Origin of the sequence: Arthrobacter oryzae (assembly GCF_037911235.1) — a bacterium.
In the GTDB taxonomy this organism is placed as follows: domain Bacteria; phylum Actinomycetota; class Actinomycetes; order Actinomycetales; family Micrococcaceae; genus Arthrobacter; species Arthrobacter oryzae_E.
The window spans coordinates 51,075-67,802 of record NZ_JBBLYW010000029.1 but is presented as its reverse complement, the minus strand read 5'-3'; the positions used below and the strand labels follow the sequence as shown (position 1 = coordinate 67,802).

Sequence of the window (16,728 nt, the reverse complement as noted above, 5' to 3'; positions counted from 1 at the left end):
CGGAACTCGCCTTCCACCACGCGGCCGTCCGCAGCGAGCCGCTTCAGCGCGGTACTGACGACGGCGACGCCTAGTCCCAGCCGGGCCGCGGCTTCCGTTGCAGTGAAGGGTCCGTGGGTGCGGGCGTAGCGGGAGACGAGGTCGCCGAGGGGATCGGCCACAGGCTCGATGAACGCCAGCGGCACTCCCATGGGCAGCGGCACTCCGATGGCGTCCCGCAGGCGGGCGGCGTCCTCCACCGCCGCAAAGCGCTCGACGCCGCCGATGTTCACCCGGAGTGCGCGGTTGGCCCGCTGCAGCGCGCCGAGGTGGGCGGCCGCGTCCGCTACGGTCGCTTCCGCGGACTCGGCCGCAGCCGACTCGGCCCCGGCGGTTCCGGCGGGCTCCACCGCCGCCGGGGACTCAACCGCCGCCGTGGAGTCAACAGCTGCGGGCTCAGCCGCCGGGGCGGCGGGTTCCAGCCGTGCGGCAACTTCGTCGGGCGTCAGCGGGCCGAGGAGGCGCAGGAGGTCCGCGACGCCCTCCATGCCGCGCACCCGGCGGTCCGGGGCGAGCCGCTGCAGTTCGCGCTCGGTGGCTTCGATGACCTTGGCGTCCAGCAGTTCGCGGAGCTCCACTCTGCCCAGAAGCTCGTTGAGCAGGGTCGAATCCAGTGCCAGCGCGGCAGCGCGGCGCTCCGCAAGCGGTGAGTCGCCCTCGTAGAGGAACTGCGCCACGTAGCCGAACAGCAGGGACTTCGCGAACGGGGAGGGCTGCTGGGTGGTGGTCTGCAGGATCCGCAGTTCGCGCCGCTCAATGGACGCTGCGATGTCCTTCAGCGCCGGGAGGTCGTACACGTCCTGCAGGCACTCGCGCACTGTTTCCAGCACGATCGGGAAAGTGGGGTACTTCCGGGCCACGTCAAGCAACTGCGCGGACCGTTGGCGCTGTTGCCATAGGGGCTGCCGCTTCCCCGGGTTCTGCCGGGGCAGCAGGAGGGCCCGGGCGGCGCACTCGCGGAAGCGCGAGGCGAAGAGGGCGCTGCCGCCCACCTCCGCCGTCACGATCTGTTCGAGTTCTTCGGGTTCGAAGAGGAACAGCTCGGCGCCCGGCGGTTCGTCCTCCATCATGGGTACGCGCAGCACAATGCCGTCGTCCGCGGCCATCGCGGAACCGTCCATCCCGTAGCGCTGGTGCAGGCGCTGCCCCACAGCCAGGGCCCAGGGCGCGTGCACGGGCATGCCGAACGGGCTGTGCAGGACAACCCGCCAGTCGCCCAGTTCGTCATGGAACCGCTCCACCACCAAGGTGGTGTCGCTGGGGACCACTTCCGTGGCGAGCTTCTGTTCGGCGAGGTACTGGATCAGGTTGTTGGCGGCGAAGTCATCGAGACCGCTGGCCTTGCACCGTTCCGTGGCAGGGCCGACGTCGGACGCCGAGAGCTCACGCACAAAAGCGCCCAGTGCGCGTCCCAGGTCCACCGGCCGGCCCAGCGAATCACCCTTCCAGAAGGGGAGCTTGCCCGGCTGGCCGAAGGCAGGAGAGACCAGGACGCGGTCGTGCGTGATGTCCTCGATCTTCCAGCTGGTCGCACCGAGGGCGAAGACGTCCCCCACGCGGGATTCGTAGACCATTTCCTCGTCGAGTTCGCCCACGCGCCGCCCGCCCTTGGCAGCCGATGCGCCCGGGCTGGCCGCCTTTCCTTCTGAGGGAGGCGACGCCGAGCCTTCCACTTCGGTGCCGATGATGTAGACGCCGAAGAGCCCGCGGTCCGGGATGGTGCCGCCGGACGTCACGGCCAGCCGTTGCGCTCCGGGGCGGCCTTCGATGGTGCCCGCGTTGCGGTCCCAGATGATCCTCGGCCGGAGTTCGGCGAATTCGTCGGACGGGTAGCGGCCGGCCAAGAGGTCCAGGGTGGCCTCGAACGCGGAGCGGGGCAGGGAGGCGAACGGCGCGGACCGGCGGACGGTGGAGAACCATTCCTCGACGTCGATGGAGCCCAAGGCGGTGGCGGCGACGGTCTGCTGTGCGAGGATGTCCAACGGGTTGGCGGGAACGCTGAGCCGTTCGATTTTGCCGCCCAGCATGCGTTCCACGGTGATGGCGGTGTGCACAAGGTCGGCACGGTGCTTGGGGAACAGGACGCCCTGGGACACCTCGCCCACCTGGTGCCCGGCGCGGCCCACCCGCTGCAGGCCGCTGGCCACGGAGGGCGGCGACTCCACCTGGACAACCAGGTCCACGGCGCCCATGTCGATTCCGAGCTCGAGGGAGGACGTGGCCACAACACACCGCAGCCGGCCGGACTTGAGGTCGTCCTCGATCAGCGCCCGCTGGTCCTTTGACACGGAGCCGTGGTGCGCCCGCGCCAGCACCGGGTCGGCGCCGGCCGTACTGCCTGCCTGGGCCATCATGTGCGCCGGAGTTGCCGTGGACGTCGGTGTGCCGCCCGCCCGGCCAGCGGCAGTCACCGCTTCGAAGTCCGGCGCGCCGACGCCAAACTCTCCCCAGCCGCCGCCCGCCACCACCAGCTGGCGTTCGGCATAGATCTCGTTAAGGCGCGCGGTCAGGCGTTCGGCGAGGCGGCGCGAATTCGCGAACACGATGGTGGACTGGTTGGCCAGCACCAGGTCCACAATTTTCTCCTCCACATGCGGCCAGATGGACGCCTGCGGCTGCAGCCCCGAGGCCGGGCCGGAGTCGAAGGCGCCGGCTGCCCCCTGCAGATCTGACATGTCCTCCACCGGGACGGAGACCGTGAGGTCCCAGTTCTTCTTGGAAGGCGGGGCCACGATTTCCACCGGGGCCGAGCCGGCCAGGAACTGGGCCACGAGTTCGCGCGGTTCCACCGTGGCCGAGAGGCCGATCCGTTGCGCGGGCTTGGGCAAAAGCGCGTCCAGGCGTTCGAGGGACACGGCAAGGTGCGCGCCGCGCTTGGTTCCGGCGACGGCGTGGACCTCATCCACGATGATGGTGTCCACCTCGGCCAGCGTTTCCCGCGCCCTGGACGTAAGCATCAGGAACAGGGATTCGGGCGTGGTGATGAGGATGTCCGGCGGGTGGCTGAGCAGCGCGCGGCGGTCCGCCGTCGTCGTATCCCCGGAACGCACGCCCACCGTGATCAGCGGGGCGGGCAGTCCCAGCCGTTTTGCTGTCTGGGTGATGCCGATGAGCGGCGCGCGGAGGTTGCGTTCGACGTCGACGCCTAGCGCCTTCAATGGCGAAATGTACAGGACGCGGGTCTTCCGCTTCGGTGCCTTCGGTTTCCTGCCTTTGGCCGCGGCCGGGTCCAGGCCGGGCAGTGCCTCAGGCTCGGCGGGCGCGGAGGACTGGAGCCGGTCCAGCGCCCACAGGAATGCCGCGAGGGTTTTGCCGGAGCCGGTGGGGGCGACCACCAGCGCATGGGAACCGGACGAAATGGCGTTCCAGGCGCCGTTCTGGGCCGGGGTGGGCGCGGAAAACGCACCGAGGAACCACTCGCGGGTGGACTGGCTGAACCGGTCCATGGTCGGCGCGGCAGAAGGCCCGCCAGCCGGCGTTCCTGATGGCGTGCCGCCTGTCGGTGTGTCGCCGGACGGTGTCTCACCTAATGCGCCGCCGGCGGGCTCCTTCTCCTGCATTCCTCCATCATGCCCTACGGCACTGACACTATCGGCGGCGCTCCCGGCGGGCCTGCTGGCTGGCGCCGAAGCTGTCCCTTCAGGGTCAGTCAATCTGCCGCAGATCGCGCGTGGCCGGTCCTTCCAGCACCGTCCCGTCGCTACTGAAGCGGGAGCCGTGCAGCGGGCAGTCCCAGGATTTTTCGCTGTCGTTCCAGCGGACGATGCCGCCCAGATGGGTGCAGACGGCGGACAGTGTGCAGCTGGTGCCGTCCACCGTGGACACGGCCACTGGCTTCCGGCCGCGCAGGGACACAACACCTGTCCCTTCAGGCGGCCGCTCCCCGCACTCGTCCAGGCGCTTAAGCCCCACCTGCCCCCAGTCCTTCGCCACCGTGGCCGCAACAGCGGCATTGAGTGATACGGCGGAGGCGGCTCCGGCGGGGGAGCTGACGCGGTGGTGGATGATGTTGGCCCACGGGAGCCGCGTGCCGAGGATGCTGGCGGTGATGTCCAGCGCGGCGGCCACGGAGTTGGTCATGCCCCATTTGTTGTAGCCGGTGGCGAAATAGACCCGGCCCTGTCCTCGCGGCAGCTTGCCGAAGAACGGCATCAGGTTGGTGGCCTGGTAGTCCTGGGCGGACCACGAGTGCGTGAGCCTGGCGCCGGGGAACTGTGCCGAAGTCCAGGCGATCAGGGTATCGAGGTAGGCCTGTGTTGACCTCGCCCGGCCCACCGGGTGCCCGTTGCCGCCCACCAGGAGCAGCCGTCGGCCGTCTGCGGGATAGTCGCGCAGGGACCGGACCGGCTGCTCAACGGAAAGGAACATCCCGTCCGGGACGGCCGTTGTTCCGGGCAGTTCGAACGCTGCCGCATAGGAGCGCAGCGGCTTGAGCTTGGCGAAGTAGAGCCCCCGGTCCAGAACCGGTGTGCCCGTGGCCAGCACGACGTTCCGCGCACGCAGAGGTCCGTGATCAGTGCGGATTTCCACCGGACCTGAACCGCGCAGTCCCTGGAGTCCGTTCAGCCGCACCCCGGAAACGATGTGCCCGCCGTGCGAGCGGACGTCATCCACCAGGGAATCGATGACTTCCAGGGGATGAATCTGGGCCTGTCCGCCGAGGCGGATTGCCCCTTTGACGGCAAAAGGCAGCCCTGGATCGTGCACGTACTCCGCAGCAAGGCCCGCGGCCTGGGCTGCGGCCAACTCCCGGCGGAGTACTTCGGTTCCCTCCACGGAGGTGGCGTAGGTGTAGGCATCCCGATGCTGGAAAGCCACGCCCCGGTTTGCCAGGTACCGGAGCAGCCAGGCCTGTCCCTCCCGGTTCATCTCGACGTAGGCACCCACCACTTTTTCCGAGTACTGCTGCCGCAGCGCCTGCAGCACCGTGCCCTGCAGGAGGGAGACCTTCGCGGTGGTGTTGCCGGTGGTCACGGCGCCCGGGCTCCTGGCTTCGACAACCAACACGGTCTGGCCGGAGCGGGCCAGGAGCAGTGCAGCCACCAGCCCGGTCAGCCCGGCCCCAGCCACCACGGTGTCAAACGTGCTGTGGGGACGGAACTGATCGCTGTGGAAGGCGTGGTTGCGGTCCAACCAGAGCGAGGTCATGGTCCTGCCTGCCTTTCCCCGATCCCGCGGGCCGGAGTCCCGCGGGTCCCCGTTTCCGGGACGTCATCTGCGGGACACCGAAGGAGTTCATAAGTAGACTTATCATGTCATGAGCAGCGTGACCGGGGAACAGGAGCGGCACCATGAAAACTACCGAGGCCGCCAGCGCCGCCTATGGCTTCCGGAAGAACGTCCAGAAGTCGTCACTCATCGTGGGCATAGGGCTCTTCGTTATCGGAGTGCTGGGGTTTATCCCGGGCATCACCGCGAACTATGGTTCGCTGGCGTTCGCGGGACACGGATCAGAGGCAATGCTCCTCGGCGTCTTCCAGGTGTCCGTGCTGCACAATCTCATCCATCTGCTGTCCGGAGTTGCCGGGGTGCTGATGTCACGGCGTCCGTTGCCCGCCCGGAACTTCCTTATCGGTGCAGGGGTTTTCTACCTGGTTTTATGGACCCTTGGGCAGTTCCTGGCGCAGGACTCGCCCGTGAACATTCTCCCCGTGAATAGTGCAGACAACTGGCTTCACTTAGTTCTGGGCATGGCCACGATCGGGTTCGGTGTGGCGTTCTCCCGCGATGCGCCCGCCAAATTGCGGGAATCCCGGGTGTAAGGTCCTACCGGCCCTGAGCTCCTACCGGGTGTGGAACGCCCCGATCGTCAAAAGCTCGATGGAGTCGTTGGTGCAGGCCGTCCGGGGCACGGCCAGGAACAGCGAGGCGGTCTCCTCCGGCGGGTAGACCCGGTAGCCGGCTGCCTGCGCTGTGGTGCAGTCCGGGTAGTTGCCCGCCTGCGTGTAGCGCATGTCCGCGGCTCCCGCCTGGCCGGGGGCAAGCATCACATCTGCAACGGGCGAGGCCCCGTCCTGCCGGGCCGGGGCCCCGAGGGGCTCGCCGTTGGCGTCCGCGGTGAGGGAGACGCCCGGGAAGCCGCGGAGCAGGCAGGATTCGGCGCCGGAGTTGGTGAGGATGAGCTGGGAATAGACGCTGCCGGCGGCACCCCCGCCGGTCGCATCCTGCGACACTGTCAGGTTGGCAGCCTTGCAGCGTGACGGGCCAGCGGGCGCCGCGGACTGCGACGATGACGACGGCGGCGTGCTGGTGGGCGCCTGGCTTGCGGGCGCGGAGGAGGTGGACGGAGCGCTGGAAACCGTGGCCGGCGCGGGAGTTCCCTGGGACTGCGGCTGGCCGGGACCGCAGGCGGTGAGCAGGAGGGCGGCGGCCGCGACCGCCGTCGTGATGGCAAATCCGTTTTTAATTGGCTGAGACCTCATGGCTCAACCTTCACGCCCGCGGTTGCCTGAGTCAACGATGCCACGACCGCTGCCGCGGATTGATGCCCGGATTGTGATTTCCGGGCATCAATCCTGCGCCCTACTTCCGGGGATCCGAAGCGTTTCCGGAAGCCGGGGCTTCGGCGGGCTTCCGGTTCCTGCTGCGCATCAGCGCCGTCCCGCCGAGGACAAGTCCGCCGAAGCCGGCAACGAGGCCCGCCCAGCTCCGCGCCTGTGAGCCGTCGTCGGACACGGAGCCGGTAACGGACGAGGCCTGCGCAGCGCCGGCGGTTTCCGCTGCTGTGTCCGCGGACGTTGACGCGTGGCTGCCGTGACCGTCAGCGGCGGCGGCGGTGACGGTGAGCGACGGTGCCGGGGCCTTCAGGGAATGCGGGTCCTGGCCGTCCTTGGCGATCTCGGACCAGTCCGTCTGCCCCTGCTCACAGTTCTGCAAGGTGGGGAAATGGAGGGTCTTGCCGGCTGTGTCGGGCAGCTTGACGGAGAGCACCAGTGCGTCCCGGAGTTCGGGGTCAAGCGGTGACTTGGCAGTGTAGACGATCTGGCTGGTCCGCTTGGTGATGGTTGCGCCGTCGGCCAGCTTCTTTGGTTCCGGCAACTGTTCCACAACCTTCTCCACGGTCCAGCTCGGGTTCACCGTGGGCTGGGCGTCGTTGAGTTCCTCGGGCAACGTGATGGTCACCTTGGTGGTGCCGGATTCGTCGCAGCCGTGCGGGATGCCGAACGTGAGCAGCGCGTAGGAGTTGGCGTCTGTTTTGTCCGGGGTGACGCCGACGTGCGCGGAGGCGGCGGCGGCTCCGGCCAGCATGAGGGCTGCGGTGCCGCCGGCCACGGCGGTTGCGGAGAGCGCGCGGCGGAAGGACGTGGGTGAGAACTTTTTCAAGAGTGGGCCTTTCATGGGTGCATGACGCGCTAAGGCGGGTGCACAAAACGATGGGGTGGTGTCCGGCTCGGGTGGCGGACCGCCGGGAACGGCGGATCAGCAGGGGCGGAGCCGGGAAGGTGTCAGGAAAGTACGACGGCGGCGGGCGGGCCGCGCAGGCAGTCGGCCCTGAGGTTGCGCCAGGGGAGGGGAGCGGAATCCGCCGGCCAGCCGGCGGCGGCAGGTGCCGCAACGGCGTCGGGCATTGCCGCTTCGGGGAGCTGAACGAGGGGCCGGAGCCAGGCGGCGAGGGACCAGAGCGCCGCCTCGCCCTTGGCCAGCAGCAGGGCGCACCCGAGGGTGGCCAGGGCGTGTCCGGCCAGCATCAGGCCGGCGGCCCAGGCGGAGTCGAACTGGTGCAGGTGGGCGGCCGCGCTGCCGGCGGCATCCAGCGGGACGCCGGTCAACGGCAGGCCTGTCAGCGGGGCGAAGGCGGTGTGGTGCCCCGGGTACTGTCCGGTTCCGGCGGGCTGTCCCGTGCCGGCGGGGGAGCTGAAGGCGCTGAAAGCTTCGTGCAGAACCAGCTGCCCGGTGCCCAGGAGCGCAGCCATCGCGGCGAAGTTCAGTTTGAGCCGGGTGGCGGCAGTGGCTGCCATGCCGCTCAGGGCAAGGACGGCAGCCATGATGCCGGGTGCCGGCAGTTCGCCGCCGCCAACGACGTGGGCTGCTGCTGCAAGGGTCACGATCATCGCGGAGACCATGGCCGCGCGAAGGGAATGGAAAGGAGTCCGGGCGTGGTGAGTGCGCACGGAGTCCTCCCTCGGGATCGGTTCGTTGCCGGCTTCGTTCCGCGCGCCTGCCAAAGCGTCGGTGGCCTAAAGCGGGGTGGCGGATCCCTGCAATTCTAACCGGGGAACAGCACGGGGCCGGCTAGTCCGTTTCGGGCCCGGAGCAGTAGTGGCAGTCATCCTCACAGTAAGTGGTGCCGGAGCCGGTTTGCTGCGGTGCGTCGGTTGCCGTTGTCACAAGCTGCTCCCGGCCAGCTGGTAGCCGTCGCCCACATGGAAGAGCCGCCTGCGGCCAAGGGTGGACCTGATCCACACAACGTCACCGTCGGCAGTGCGGTCGTCCACCTGCCCGGTGTATTCGATGCGGCCGTTGCGGCTCAGCTGGACGCTCTCGCCCACCTCGACGTCGTCCCAGCCCGTAGGGCTGATCACCGATTTGTTCTGCGTAGTCACGTATAGTCCCCGTTGCCGTTCCTGAAGCGTGGTTGATTCCGGTGCCGGCGGTTGGTGGTCAACGCCGACACTGTTCATCTAAGCCGCCGGGCGTGGAAGCACTCAATGGATGAAGTGCCGAGGGGAGTCGGAGTGAATTGTGCAGGCGCTCAGCATCCCCTATGCCGCACCCGGGGGCCGCCATAGACTGCTGGCATACGCTGCCACCATCCCTAGGAGAAGACCATGGACTATTCAGGTACGGGCAATGAGAAAGCCGTTGCGGCCAGCGAACTCAACAGGACGCACATCGGGCACACCGTGAGCTTCCAGCCGGATGAATTCACACTGGTGTTCGGCCGGATCAGTGCGATTGCGCGCAAAGAAGGCGGAGTGACCATCGCACTCGACGGCGTTGACGGAACGGGAGGCCTGCAGTCGCACTACAGCCTGCCGCCGGCGCAGAACGTCTACGTCCAGCCGGACATGCTCACCAACACGGAGTCCACCATCAAGGACCTGTTCGGGAAGGTCCAGGACAACCTGCGCGGCCATAAGGGAGACCAGCGCCCGGACGCTCCGAACGCGGACGCTCCCTAACCGGCAGGTTACGGCACGCCAGTCACCAGCCGGGCCCGGGTTCAGTCCGTAAGGGAACCCGGGCCCGGCTGGTGGACGGCTGCCGCCGGAGCGGTCAGGCGATGGCCTGATCGGCGATGTCCAGGACGTCGTCAAGGATTGCCAGGCCGGCCTCGATGTCCTGCACGCTGGTGTTGCACGGCGGGACCACGTGGATCCGGTTGAAGTTGGCGAACGGCAGCAGGCCCCTGGATTTGCACGCCGCGACGAGCTCGTTCATCACCGGGCTGGAGCCGCCATAGGGTGCCAGCGGCTCCCGCGTGCTCCGGTCCCTGACGAGCTCGATGGCCCAGAACACGCCGGTTCCCCGGACCTCCCCCACCGAGGGGTGCCGTTCGGCGAAGCCGGCCAGTTTAGGGCCGATGACGGTTTCGCCCAGGAACGCGGCATGTTCCACGATGCCCTCGCGTTCCATGGTGTTGATCGTGGCGACGGCGGCTGCTGTGGCCAGCGGGTGTCCGGAGTACGTGAGGCCGCCGGGGTAGACGCGCTTCCCGAAGGTCGCGGCGATTTCGGGGCTGATGGCCACACCGCCGAGCGGGACATAGCCGGAGTTGACGCCTTTCGCGAAGGTCAGCAGGTCCGGAACGACGTCGAAATGCTCGACCGCGAACCATTTGCCGGTGCGTCCGAAGCCGGCCATGACCTCGTCCGCGATGAACACAATGCCGTGCCTGGTGCACAGATCCCGGACGCCTTGCAGGTAGCCGGGCGGCGGCATGTAGATGCCGGCGGTCCCCGGAACGGATTCCAGGATCAGCGCCGCGATGGTGGCGGGCCCCTCGAAGCTGATCAGCTGCTCGAGGTGCTCCAGCGCGCGCTGGCTTTCCTCCTCTTCCGTGGTCGAGTGGAACGCCGTGCGGTAGAGGTAGGGCGGGAAGAAGTGGACGGTGCCCATGCTGGCGGTGTCGCTGGGCCAGCGGCGGGGGTCGCCGGTGAGGTTGACCGCGAGCTGGGTGCCGCCGTGGTAGGAGCGGTAGGCGGAGAGGACCTTGTGGCGGCCAGTGTGGAGCCGGGCCATGCGGACGGCGTGTTCGTTGGCGTCCGCGCCGCCGTTGGTGAAGAAGATCCGGTCCAGTTCCCCGGGCGTGCGTTCGGCGATCAGCCGCGCGGCTTCCGAACGGGCGTCGTTGACATAGCTCGGGGCGATGGTGCACAGCTTCGCGGCCTGCGCCGCGATGGCAGCGACGACGGCGGGGTGCTGGTGCCCGATGTTGGTGTTGACCAGTTGGGAGGAGAAGTCGAGGTACTTGTTGCCGTCGCCGTCCCACACGTGCGAGCCCTCGGCCGCGGTGATGACCATCGGATCCAGGAGGTCCTGGGCGGACCAGGAGTGGAAGATGTGCTTGCGGTCCAGTTCGTAGGCGCGGCGGGCCGAGCTGGCATCATCGGACAGGGGCAGGATGCCGCTTTCAATCGTGGAAGTCATGACTGTTCCTTTCGAAGGAGCGCCGGTCAGGCGTTCTGCGGGAAGCCGAGGTTGATGCCGCCGTGGCTGGGATCGAGCCAGCGGGAGGTGACGGCCTTGCCGCGGGTGAAGAAGCCGACGCCCTCAGTGCCGTGGGCGTGAGTGTCGCCGAATAGTGAGTTCTTCCAGCCGCCGAACGAGTAGTAGGCCATCGGGACCGGGACGGGGACGTTGATGCCCACCATGCCCACCTCCACTTCGTTCTCGAAGCGGCGGGCCGCACCGCCGTCGTTCGTGAAGATCGCGGTGCCGTTGCCGTACGGGTTGCTGTTGATCAGCTCGAGGGCCTGGTCATAGGTCTCCACCCGGACCACGGAAAGGACCGGGCCGAAGATCTCGTCCTGGTAGATGGACATGTCGGTGGTGACGTTGTCGAAGAGGGTGGGGCCGACGAAGAAGCCTTCGCCTTCGGCGTCCGGGGAGATGGTGCGGCCGTCGACGACGATCGTGGCGCCGGCAGCTTCGCCGGCGTCCACGTAGCCGGCAACCTTGTCCCGGTGCTGGGCAGTGACGAGCGGACCCATGTCGCAGCCGCGGAGGCCGTCGCCGGTGCGCAGCGAATTGGCGCGCTGGGCAATCTTGGCCACGAGGTCGTCCGCGATGTCGCCCACGGCCAGAAGGGCCGAGATCGCCATGCAGCGCTCCCCGGCGGAACCGAAGCCGGCGTTGACCGCAGCGTCCGCCGCGAGGTCCAGATCGGCGTCGGGCAGCACGATCATGTGGTTCTTGGCGCCGCCAAGGGCCTGGACCCGCTTACCGTGGGCCGTGGCCGTCTGGTAGACGTACTTGGCGATCGGCGTGGAACCAACGAAGGAAACGGCCTTCACGTCAGGGTGGGTGAGGAGGGCGTCCACGGCCACCTTATCGCCGTGCAGGACGTTGAAGACGCCGTCCGGCAGCCCGGCTTCCTTCCACAGCTCGGCCATCCAGTTGACGGCCGTCGGGTCCTTTTCGCTCGGCTTGATGATGACGGTGTTGCCGGCCGCGATGGCGAGCGGGAAGAACCACATGGGGACCATGGCCGGGAAGTTGAACGGGCTGATGATGGCCACCGGGCCGAGGGCCTGCCGGACGGAGTGGACGTCCACTTTCGTGGAGGCGTTTTCGGTGTAGCTGCCCTTGAGCAGGTGCGGGATGCCGCAGGCGAACTCGACCACTTCCTGGCCTCGGGTCACCTCGCCGAGGGCATCGTCGAGGACCTTCCCGTGTTCCGAAGTGATAATCGCGGCTAGCTCGTCCTTGCGGGAGTTGAGCAGCTCCCGGAACGCGAAGAGGACCTGCGTGCGGCGGGCGAGGGACGTGTCGCGCCAGGCCGGGAACGCGGCTTTCGCGGCGGCGATGGCGGCGTTGCTGTCCTCGGTGCTGGCCAGTGCCACCTGGGCGGTGACTTTTCCGGTGGCCGGATTGGTGACGGGCGCGGTGCGCTCGCCGACCGGGACGTAGCTGCCGTTGATCCAGTGCTCGACGATGTTCAAGGAATCTCCTCAGGTGGTGGCTTGTGGTCGCTTCATGCGTTGCGTCCAGTCTGTCGCCGGCTGACGGCCGCCATAAGGGGCGATGTGTAAAGGAAAACGTGACCGCCGTTACACTATGTAAATGCTGCCAACCCTCCGCACGATTCTGGGCCTCCCCGTGCTTCGCGCCGCCGCGCCGCAGATCCTCGGGGGTGAGGCCGGCCTTGATGCACCGGTGCGCTGGGTTCACGTCAGCGAGTTGCTGGACATTTCCAGCCTTCTCTCCGGCGGTGAACTGGTGCTTACCACCGGACTGGAGCTGGAGAAGGAGCCGGACGCCACGGCGTCGTTCATCCGCTCCTTGGAGGAGTCCTCGGCCGCCGGGCTGATCGTGGAACTGGTGGGGGAGCGGGGCCGCAGCCTGGCGGGGCTACAGGCGGCGGCTAAGTCATGCACACTGCCCGTGATCGTGGTGCAGCGGCGGGTGCGCTTCGTCGAGGTCACCGAGGTGGTGCACCGGTTGATCGTGGCGGAGCAGCTCGAACGCGTGGAACGCGCCCGCGACGTCCACGAGGCGTTCACGGTCCTCAGCCTGGAGAGCGCCGGTACGGAGCGGGTGGTGGAGCAGGCTGCCGGGATGATCGGAGCGCCGGTGGTGCTGGAGGACCTGTCCCACCTGGTCCTCGCCTATTCGGCGCAGGGCCTTGCCACCACAGAGCTACTGGACGACTGGGAGCGCCGTTCCCGGACCACCCCCTCGTCCGGGAGGACGGTGCGCACCGGACCGGAGAACTGGCTGCAGGTTCCGGTGGGTGTCCGGGAGCAGCTGTGGGGACGGCTGGTCCTTCCGGTAACCCCCGACGACGAGGAGACCGCGGCCATGGTGCTTGAGCGCGCGGCACAGACCCTCGCCATCAACCGGCTCGCCGAACGGGACCGGCGCGAGCTCGGCCAGCAGGCCCAGGCCGGGCTGCTCAACGCGCTGCGCCACCCGCGGGGGCTCGGCGAAGCGGAAGCCCTGGCGCGCGCCGGCGCACTGGGACTGAAACGCTCGCCGCTCTATGTGCCGATCGTCTACCGCATCGGCGCGTCTGCGCCGGCTGCAGCAACGTCCGATGCCGCACCGTCCCGCGATCCCCTCGCCGGCCAGCAGGAGGAACGCGCCCTCCTGGAACTGCTGGCCAAGGTGGTCAAGTCCACGGCGGGCAGCGCGCTGACCGCCAGCATCCAGTCCGGGTCGGTGGGCATGATCCTCGCGCTCCCGGCGAAGCAGCTTGAGGACGCCACCCTGCAGCGGCTGGCGGACGCGCTGGCGGTGCAGGCGGGCGGCGGCGGTACGCAAGTAGCGGACGACGGCGGCATCCGCCGAAGGGGGGCAGCGGCACCGGCCTGGACCATCGGCGTCGGACGCCTGCGGACGTCCCTGCTGGAGGCAGCGGCGGGAATTGATGAGGCTGCCCACGTCGCCGAAACGGCGGCGACGCTGCGGGGCACTAAACCCTTCTACCGGGCCACCGACGTCCGGCTGCGGGGGCTGCTGGCCCTCCTGCGCAATGATCCGCGCGTCCAGCAGTTCGTGGAGTCCGAACTGGAAAGCCTGCTGCAGGCCGAGGCCCGGGGGAGCGCCGGGCACCTGGACCTGCTGGGACAATACCTCGAATCCGGCGGAAACAAGGCGGCACTGGCACGGAGCGGCTACCTGAGCAGACCCACGCTGTATGCCCGGCTTGCCCGGCTGGAGGAGCTCCTGGCTGTGGACCTTGATGACGCCGAATCCCGGACTTCGCTGCACGTCGCCCTCCTGCTGCACCGGCTCCGGATGCTGTGAACCCGACCCTGCCCGACCACTCCCGACACTTCCCGACCCCGAACGCGGCCGACGCCGCAGAATGCGAACCTTGACGGATGGCTAAGCCCTTTACCCTGACCCAGCTGCGGTACTTTGCGGCGGTAGCGGAGCTCGAGAACATGACGGCGGCCGCGGACCGGTTGCTGGTGACCCAGTCCACCCTGTCCACGGCCATGGCCCAACTTGAAGCGAGCCTGTCCACCCAGCTGTTTGTGCGCCTCCGGACCAAGGGTCTGCGGCTCACGCCGACCGGCCGGCAGCTTGCCCAGGACATCAAGGTCCTGCTGGAGCACGCTGATTCGCTCTACGAGTCCGCCCGCGGCCTGGCCGCCAGCCTGGTGGGTGAGCTCAAGGTCGGCGTGTTTGCCCCGCTGGCGCCCTTCAGGCTGCCGGCGATCCTCCAGACGTTCGAGGTGCAGCACCCGGGCGTTGAAGTTTCCTTGTTGGAAGCCGACCTGGCCAGCCTGCAGGCGGCCCTGTTGGAAGGCCAGTGCGACGTGGCACTGACCTACGGCCTCGGCCTGGGGCGCGGCTTCACGCACCAGGTGCTGGAACGCGTCCCGCCGCACGTGCTTGTCCATGCCGAGCATCCCGCCGCGGCGCGGCCCGAGAAGACCATTTCACTCAAGGAGCTCGACGGCGAACCCTCCGTGGTGTTGGACCTGCCGCACAGCCGGGAGTACTTCGAGCAGCTCTATGTCATTGCAGGCGTGGTGCCAAACGTCCGCCACCGCTTTGCCGGGTATGAGACCGTCCGGTCATTTGTGGCAAAGGGGCACGGATACGCATTGCTGAATCAGCGGCTCCACAGCGATATGACCTATTCCGGGGGCAAGGTGGTGGCGTTGACGCTGACGGACAATTTCCCGCCCATCGAGGTGATGCTGGTCCGCCCCGAGGGAGTGCAGCCGACCCGGCGGGCGCTGGCTTTCGAGGAAACCTGCCTCAGGCTCTATGGGGCGTCCCGCAACTGACCGTGCACGGCCGGATACGCCGCTTTCGCGCGGCTTCCTCCCGCAACTTTTACATTGGCAAAATCGATCGATTTCTCAAAAACAATCAATTGGACAGATGTGAACGGGATCACACACAGTTGATGCAACCGGGTGGATCTGGGGATCCTCCAGCGGTGACAACCCCGCAAACACGGCTTTGGCCGAAACCCCAAAGCGAGCTGACCATGTTGATCAAAGGAGATTCAATGGTTCCGAATCACACACAATGTGTCCTAAGCATGTCCGGACCGGTGTATCGCAGCAACAGTGCGGCAACGTCCGCGGAAAATTCTTCAAACTCCCGTAACGCGGCATCGGGTACCGGAAACACGGCGAACCTAGCGTGGCTCTCATGACCATCAACGACATCAAGAACCAGCCGCAGCCGGCCGCGGAGTCGGGCCTCAACACATCCTCTGTGGGCCCCGCCGGCCCCGGCACTGCAACCCTCGAGAAGGACACCGCCCGCCTCGGAACCGGCCAGCCTGGCACCACCAAGATGCAGAAGCGCGTTCTGCTGGGCGGAAGCATCGGCCAGTTCATCGAGTTCTACGATTTCACCCTCTACGGCCTCACCGCCGTGATCTTCTCTCAGCTGTTCTTCCCCGGCAGCAACCCCGTCGCTGCCCTGCTGGCCACCTTCGCCACGTTCGGCGTCGCCTTCGTGGTCCGGCCCATCGGCGGCCTGTTCTTCGGCGCCCTGGGCGACAGGATCGGCCGCCGCCGCGTCCTGACCATCACCCTGGTTGCGATCGGCGGCGCCACCGCCCTGATGGGCATCCTGCCCACCTATGGCCAGATCGGCGCCTGGGCGCCTGCCCTGCTGGTGCTTTGCCGCCTGATCCAGGGTTTCTCCGCAGGCGGTGAATCCGTGGGTGCGCCGTCGTTCGTCTTCGAGCACGCCCCGGTCAACAAGCGCGGATTCTGGCTCAACATCACCATCGCCGCAACCGCACTGCCCTCCGTGGTTGCCGGCACCATGATCCTGGTCCTTAGCCAGTCGATGCCCAACGAGGCCTTCATGGCGTGGGGCTGGCGCCTGCCATTCCTGCTTGCCCTGCCGCTGGCCCTCTTCGGCGTCTGGATCCGCAGCCGCACGGTGGAGAGCGACTCGTTCAACGAAGCGAAGGCAGCGCGGACCAAGGAATTCAGTCCCGTCCGCGAGGCCTTCCGCGAGAACCGCCTCCGCATGGTGCAGGTCATCTTCGTCATGGGCCTCACGGCCATGGGCTTCTACTTCCTCTCGGCCTACTTCGTCTCCTACGTGCAGACCACCGGCCACCTCAGCCGCGAACAATCGCTGATGGTGAACGCCGCAGCACTGGCCCTCTACGCCATCCTCCTTCCGATCGGCGGCCGCCTCGGGGACCGCTTCGGCCGCAAGCCGATGCTCATCGCCGGCTCCCTCGCCCTCGCCGTGCTCTCCGTGCCGAGCTTCATGCTGGTGACCAGCGGCAGCCTGCCCCTGGCCCTGCTGGGACAGTCCCTGTTCGTGGTGGCGCTCTGCATCTACGGCGGCGGTTGCTACACCTTCTTCGTCGAAATCTTCACCACCCGCACCCGCTTCACCTCGGCGGCCATCAGCTATAACGGCGCCTACGCCCTCTTCGGCGGCACCGCACCGTTCATCGGCACTGCCCTCGTCGGAGGAACCGGAGTGCCGCACGCGCCGGGCTTCTACATGGCGGCCGCAGCCGTCGTCGTACTCCTCCTGGTGCTGTTCACCAAGGTGCCCGAAACCCGCGGACGCATGGGCTAAGCC

At 67.8% G+C, this 16,728-nt stretch carries 13 protein-coding genes; 5 read left to right on the top strand and 8 right to left on the bottom strand.

Features of this window, described 5'->3' with window-relative positions:
• Both WMN78_RS08620 and WMN78_RS08615 read right to left on the bottom strand, forming a co-directional pair.
• On the bottom strand, positions 1 to 3,485 hold a 3,485-nt coding region (locus WMN78_RS08620), incomplete at its 3' end, for a DNA glycosylase AlkZ-like family protein (RefSeq protein ID WP_340533343.1).
• A 199-nt stretch (positions 3,486 to 3,684) separates the two neighbouring features.
• The gene (locus WMN78_RS08615; protein WP_340533340.1) at positions 3,685 to 5,187 is read right to left on the bottom strand and encodes an FAD-dependent oxidoreductase; all 1,503 of its coding nucleotides are present in this window, start codon (positions 5,185 to 5,187) and stop codon (positions 3,685 to 3,687) included.
• 143 nt (positions 5,188 to 5,330) lie between these two features.
• Here WMN78_RS08615 and WMN78_RS08610 point away from each other — a divergent pair, with 143 nt between their 5' ends.
• Positions 5,331 to 5,801: a DUF4383 domain-containing protein gene (locus tag WMN78_RS08610; RefSeq protein WP_340533339.1), complete on the top strand. Its 471-nt coding sequence runs from the start codon at positions 5,331 to 5,333 to the stop codon at positions 5,799 to 5,801.
• 21 nt (positions 5,802 to 5,822) lie between these two features.
• Here the strand turns inward: WMN78_RS08610 and WMN78_RS08605 are convergent, their stop codons facing one another.
• The 4 genes from WMN78_RS08605 to WMN78_RS08590 form a co-directional block, all read right to left on the bottom strand.
• A complete protein-coding gene (locus tag WMN78_RS08605; protein ID WP_340533338.1) occupies positions 5,823 to 6,461 on the bottom strand; it encodes a DUF4232 domain-containing protein in 639 nt (212 codons plus the stop codon).
• Between the two features lie 100 nt (positions 6,462 to 6,561).
• On the bottom strand, positions 6,562 to 7,377 hold the full coding sequence (locus WMN78_RS08600; RefSeq protein ID WP_340533337.1) for a YcnI family protein: 816 nt from the start codon (positions 7,375 to 7,377) through the stop codon (positions 6,562 to 6,564).
• Positions 7,378 to 7,484: 107 nt separating this feature from the next.
• Positions 7,485 to 8,150 carry a hypothetical protein gene (locus WMN78_RS08595; RefSeq protein ID WP_340533336.1) on the bottom strand — a complete coding sequence of 222 codons (666 nt, stop codon included), beginning with the start codon at positions 8,148 to 8,150 and terminating at the stop codon, positions 7,485 to 7,487.
• 213 nt (positions 8,151 to 8,363) lie between these two features.
• A complete protein-coding gene (locus WMN78_RS08590; RefSeq protein ID WP_340533335.1) occupies positions 8,364 to 8,582 on the bottom strand; it encodes a hypothetical protein in 219 nt (72 codons plus the stop codon).
• Positions 8,583 to 8,807: 225 nt separating this feature from the next.
• On the opposite strand from WMN78_RS08590, the gene WMN78_RS08585 reads away from it, so the two are divergent.
• Positions 8,808 to 9,161, top strand: coding sequence for a hypothetical protein (locus WMN78_RS08585; RefSeq protein WP_340533334.1), 354 nt, complete (start codon positions 8,808 to 8,810; stop codon positions 9,159 to 9,161).
• Between the two features lie 94 nt (positions 9,162 to 9,255).
• Here the strand turns inward: WMN78_RS08585 and WMN78_RS08580 are convergent, their stop codons facing one another.
• A complete protein-coding gene (locus WMN78_RS08580; RefSeq protein WP_340533333.1) occupies positions 9,256 to 10,629 on the bottom strand; it encodes an aspartate aminotransferase family protein in 1,374 nt (457 codons plus the stop codon).
• A 26-nt stretch (positions 10,630 to 10,655) separates the two neighbouring features.
• Positions 10,656 to 12,143, bottom strand: a complete 1,488-nt coding sequence (locus tag WMN78_RS08575; protein WP_055800804.1) for a CoA-acylating methylmalonate-semialdehyde dehydrogenase — start codon at positions 12,141 to 12,143, stop codon at positions 10,656 to 10,658.
• Positions 12,144 to 12,264: 121 nt separating this feature from the next.
• Here WMN78_RS08575 and WMN78_RS08570 point away from each other — a divergent pair, with 121 nt between their 5' ends.
• The 3 genes from WMN78_RS08570 to WMN78_RS08560 all read left to right on the top strand — a co-directional run bounded on the left by WMN78_RS08570 (position 12,265) and on the right by WMN78_RS08560 (position 16,725).
• The gene (locus WMN78_RS08570; RefSeq protein ID WP_340533332.1) at positions 12,265 to 13,950 is read left to right on the top strand and encodes a PucR family transcriptional regulator; all 1,686 of its coding nucleotides are present in this window, start codon (positions 12,265 to 12,267) and stop codon (positions 13,948 to 13,950) included.
• Positions 13,951 to 14,027: 77 nt separating this feature from the next.
• Positions 14,028 to 14,945, top strand: coding sequence for a LysR family transcriptional regulator (locus WMN78_RS08565; RefSeq protein WP_340533331.1), 918 nt, complete (start codon positions 14,028 to 14,030; stop codon positions 14,943 to 14,945).
• A 373-nt stretch (positions 14,946 to 15,318) separates the two neighbouring features.
• Entirely contained in the window at positions 15,319 to 16,725 is a 1,407-nt protein-coding gene (locus WMN78_RS08560; RefSeq protein WP_340533330.1) for an MFS transporter, read from the top strand.
• The last annotated feature ends 3 nt before the right edge of the window (positions 16,726 to 16,728 follow it).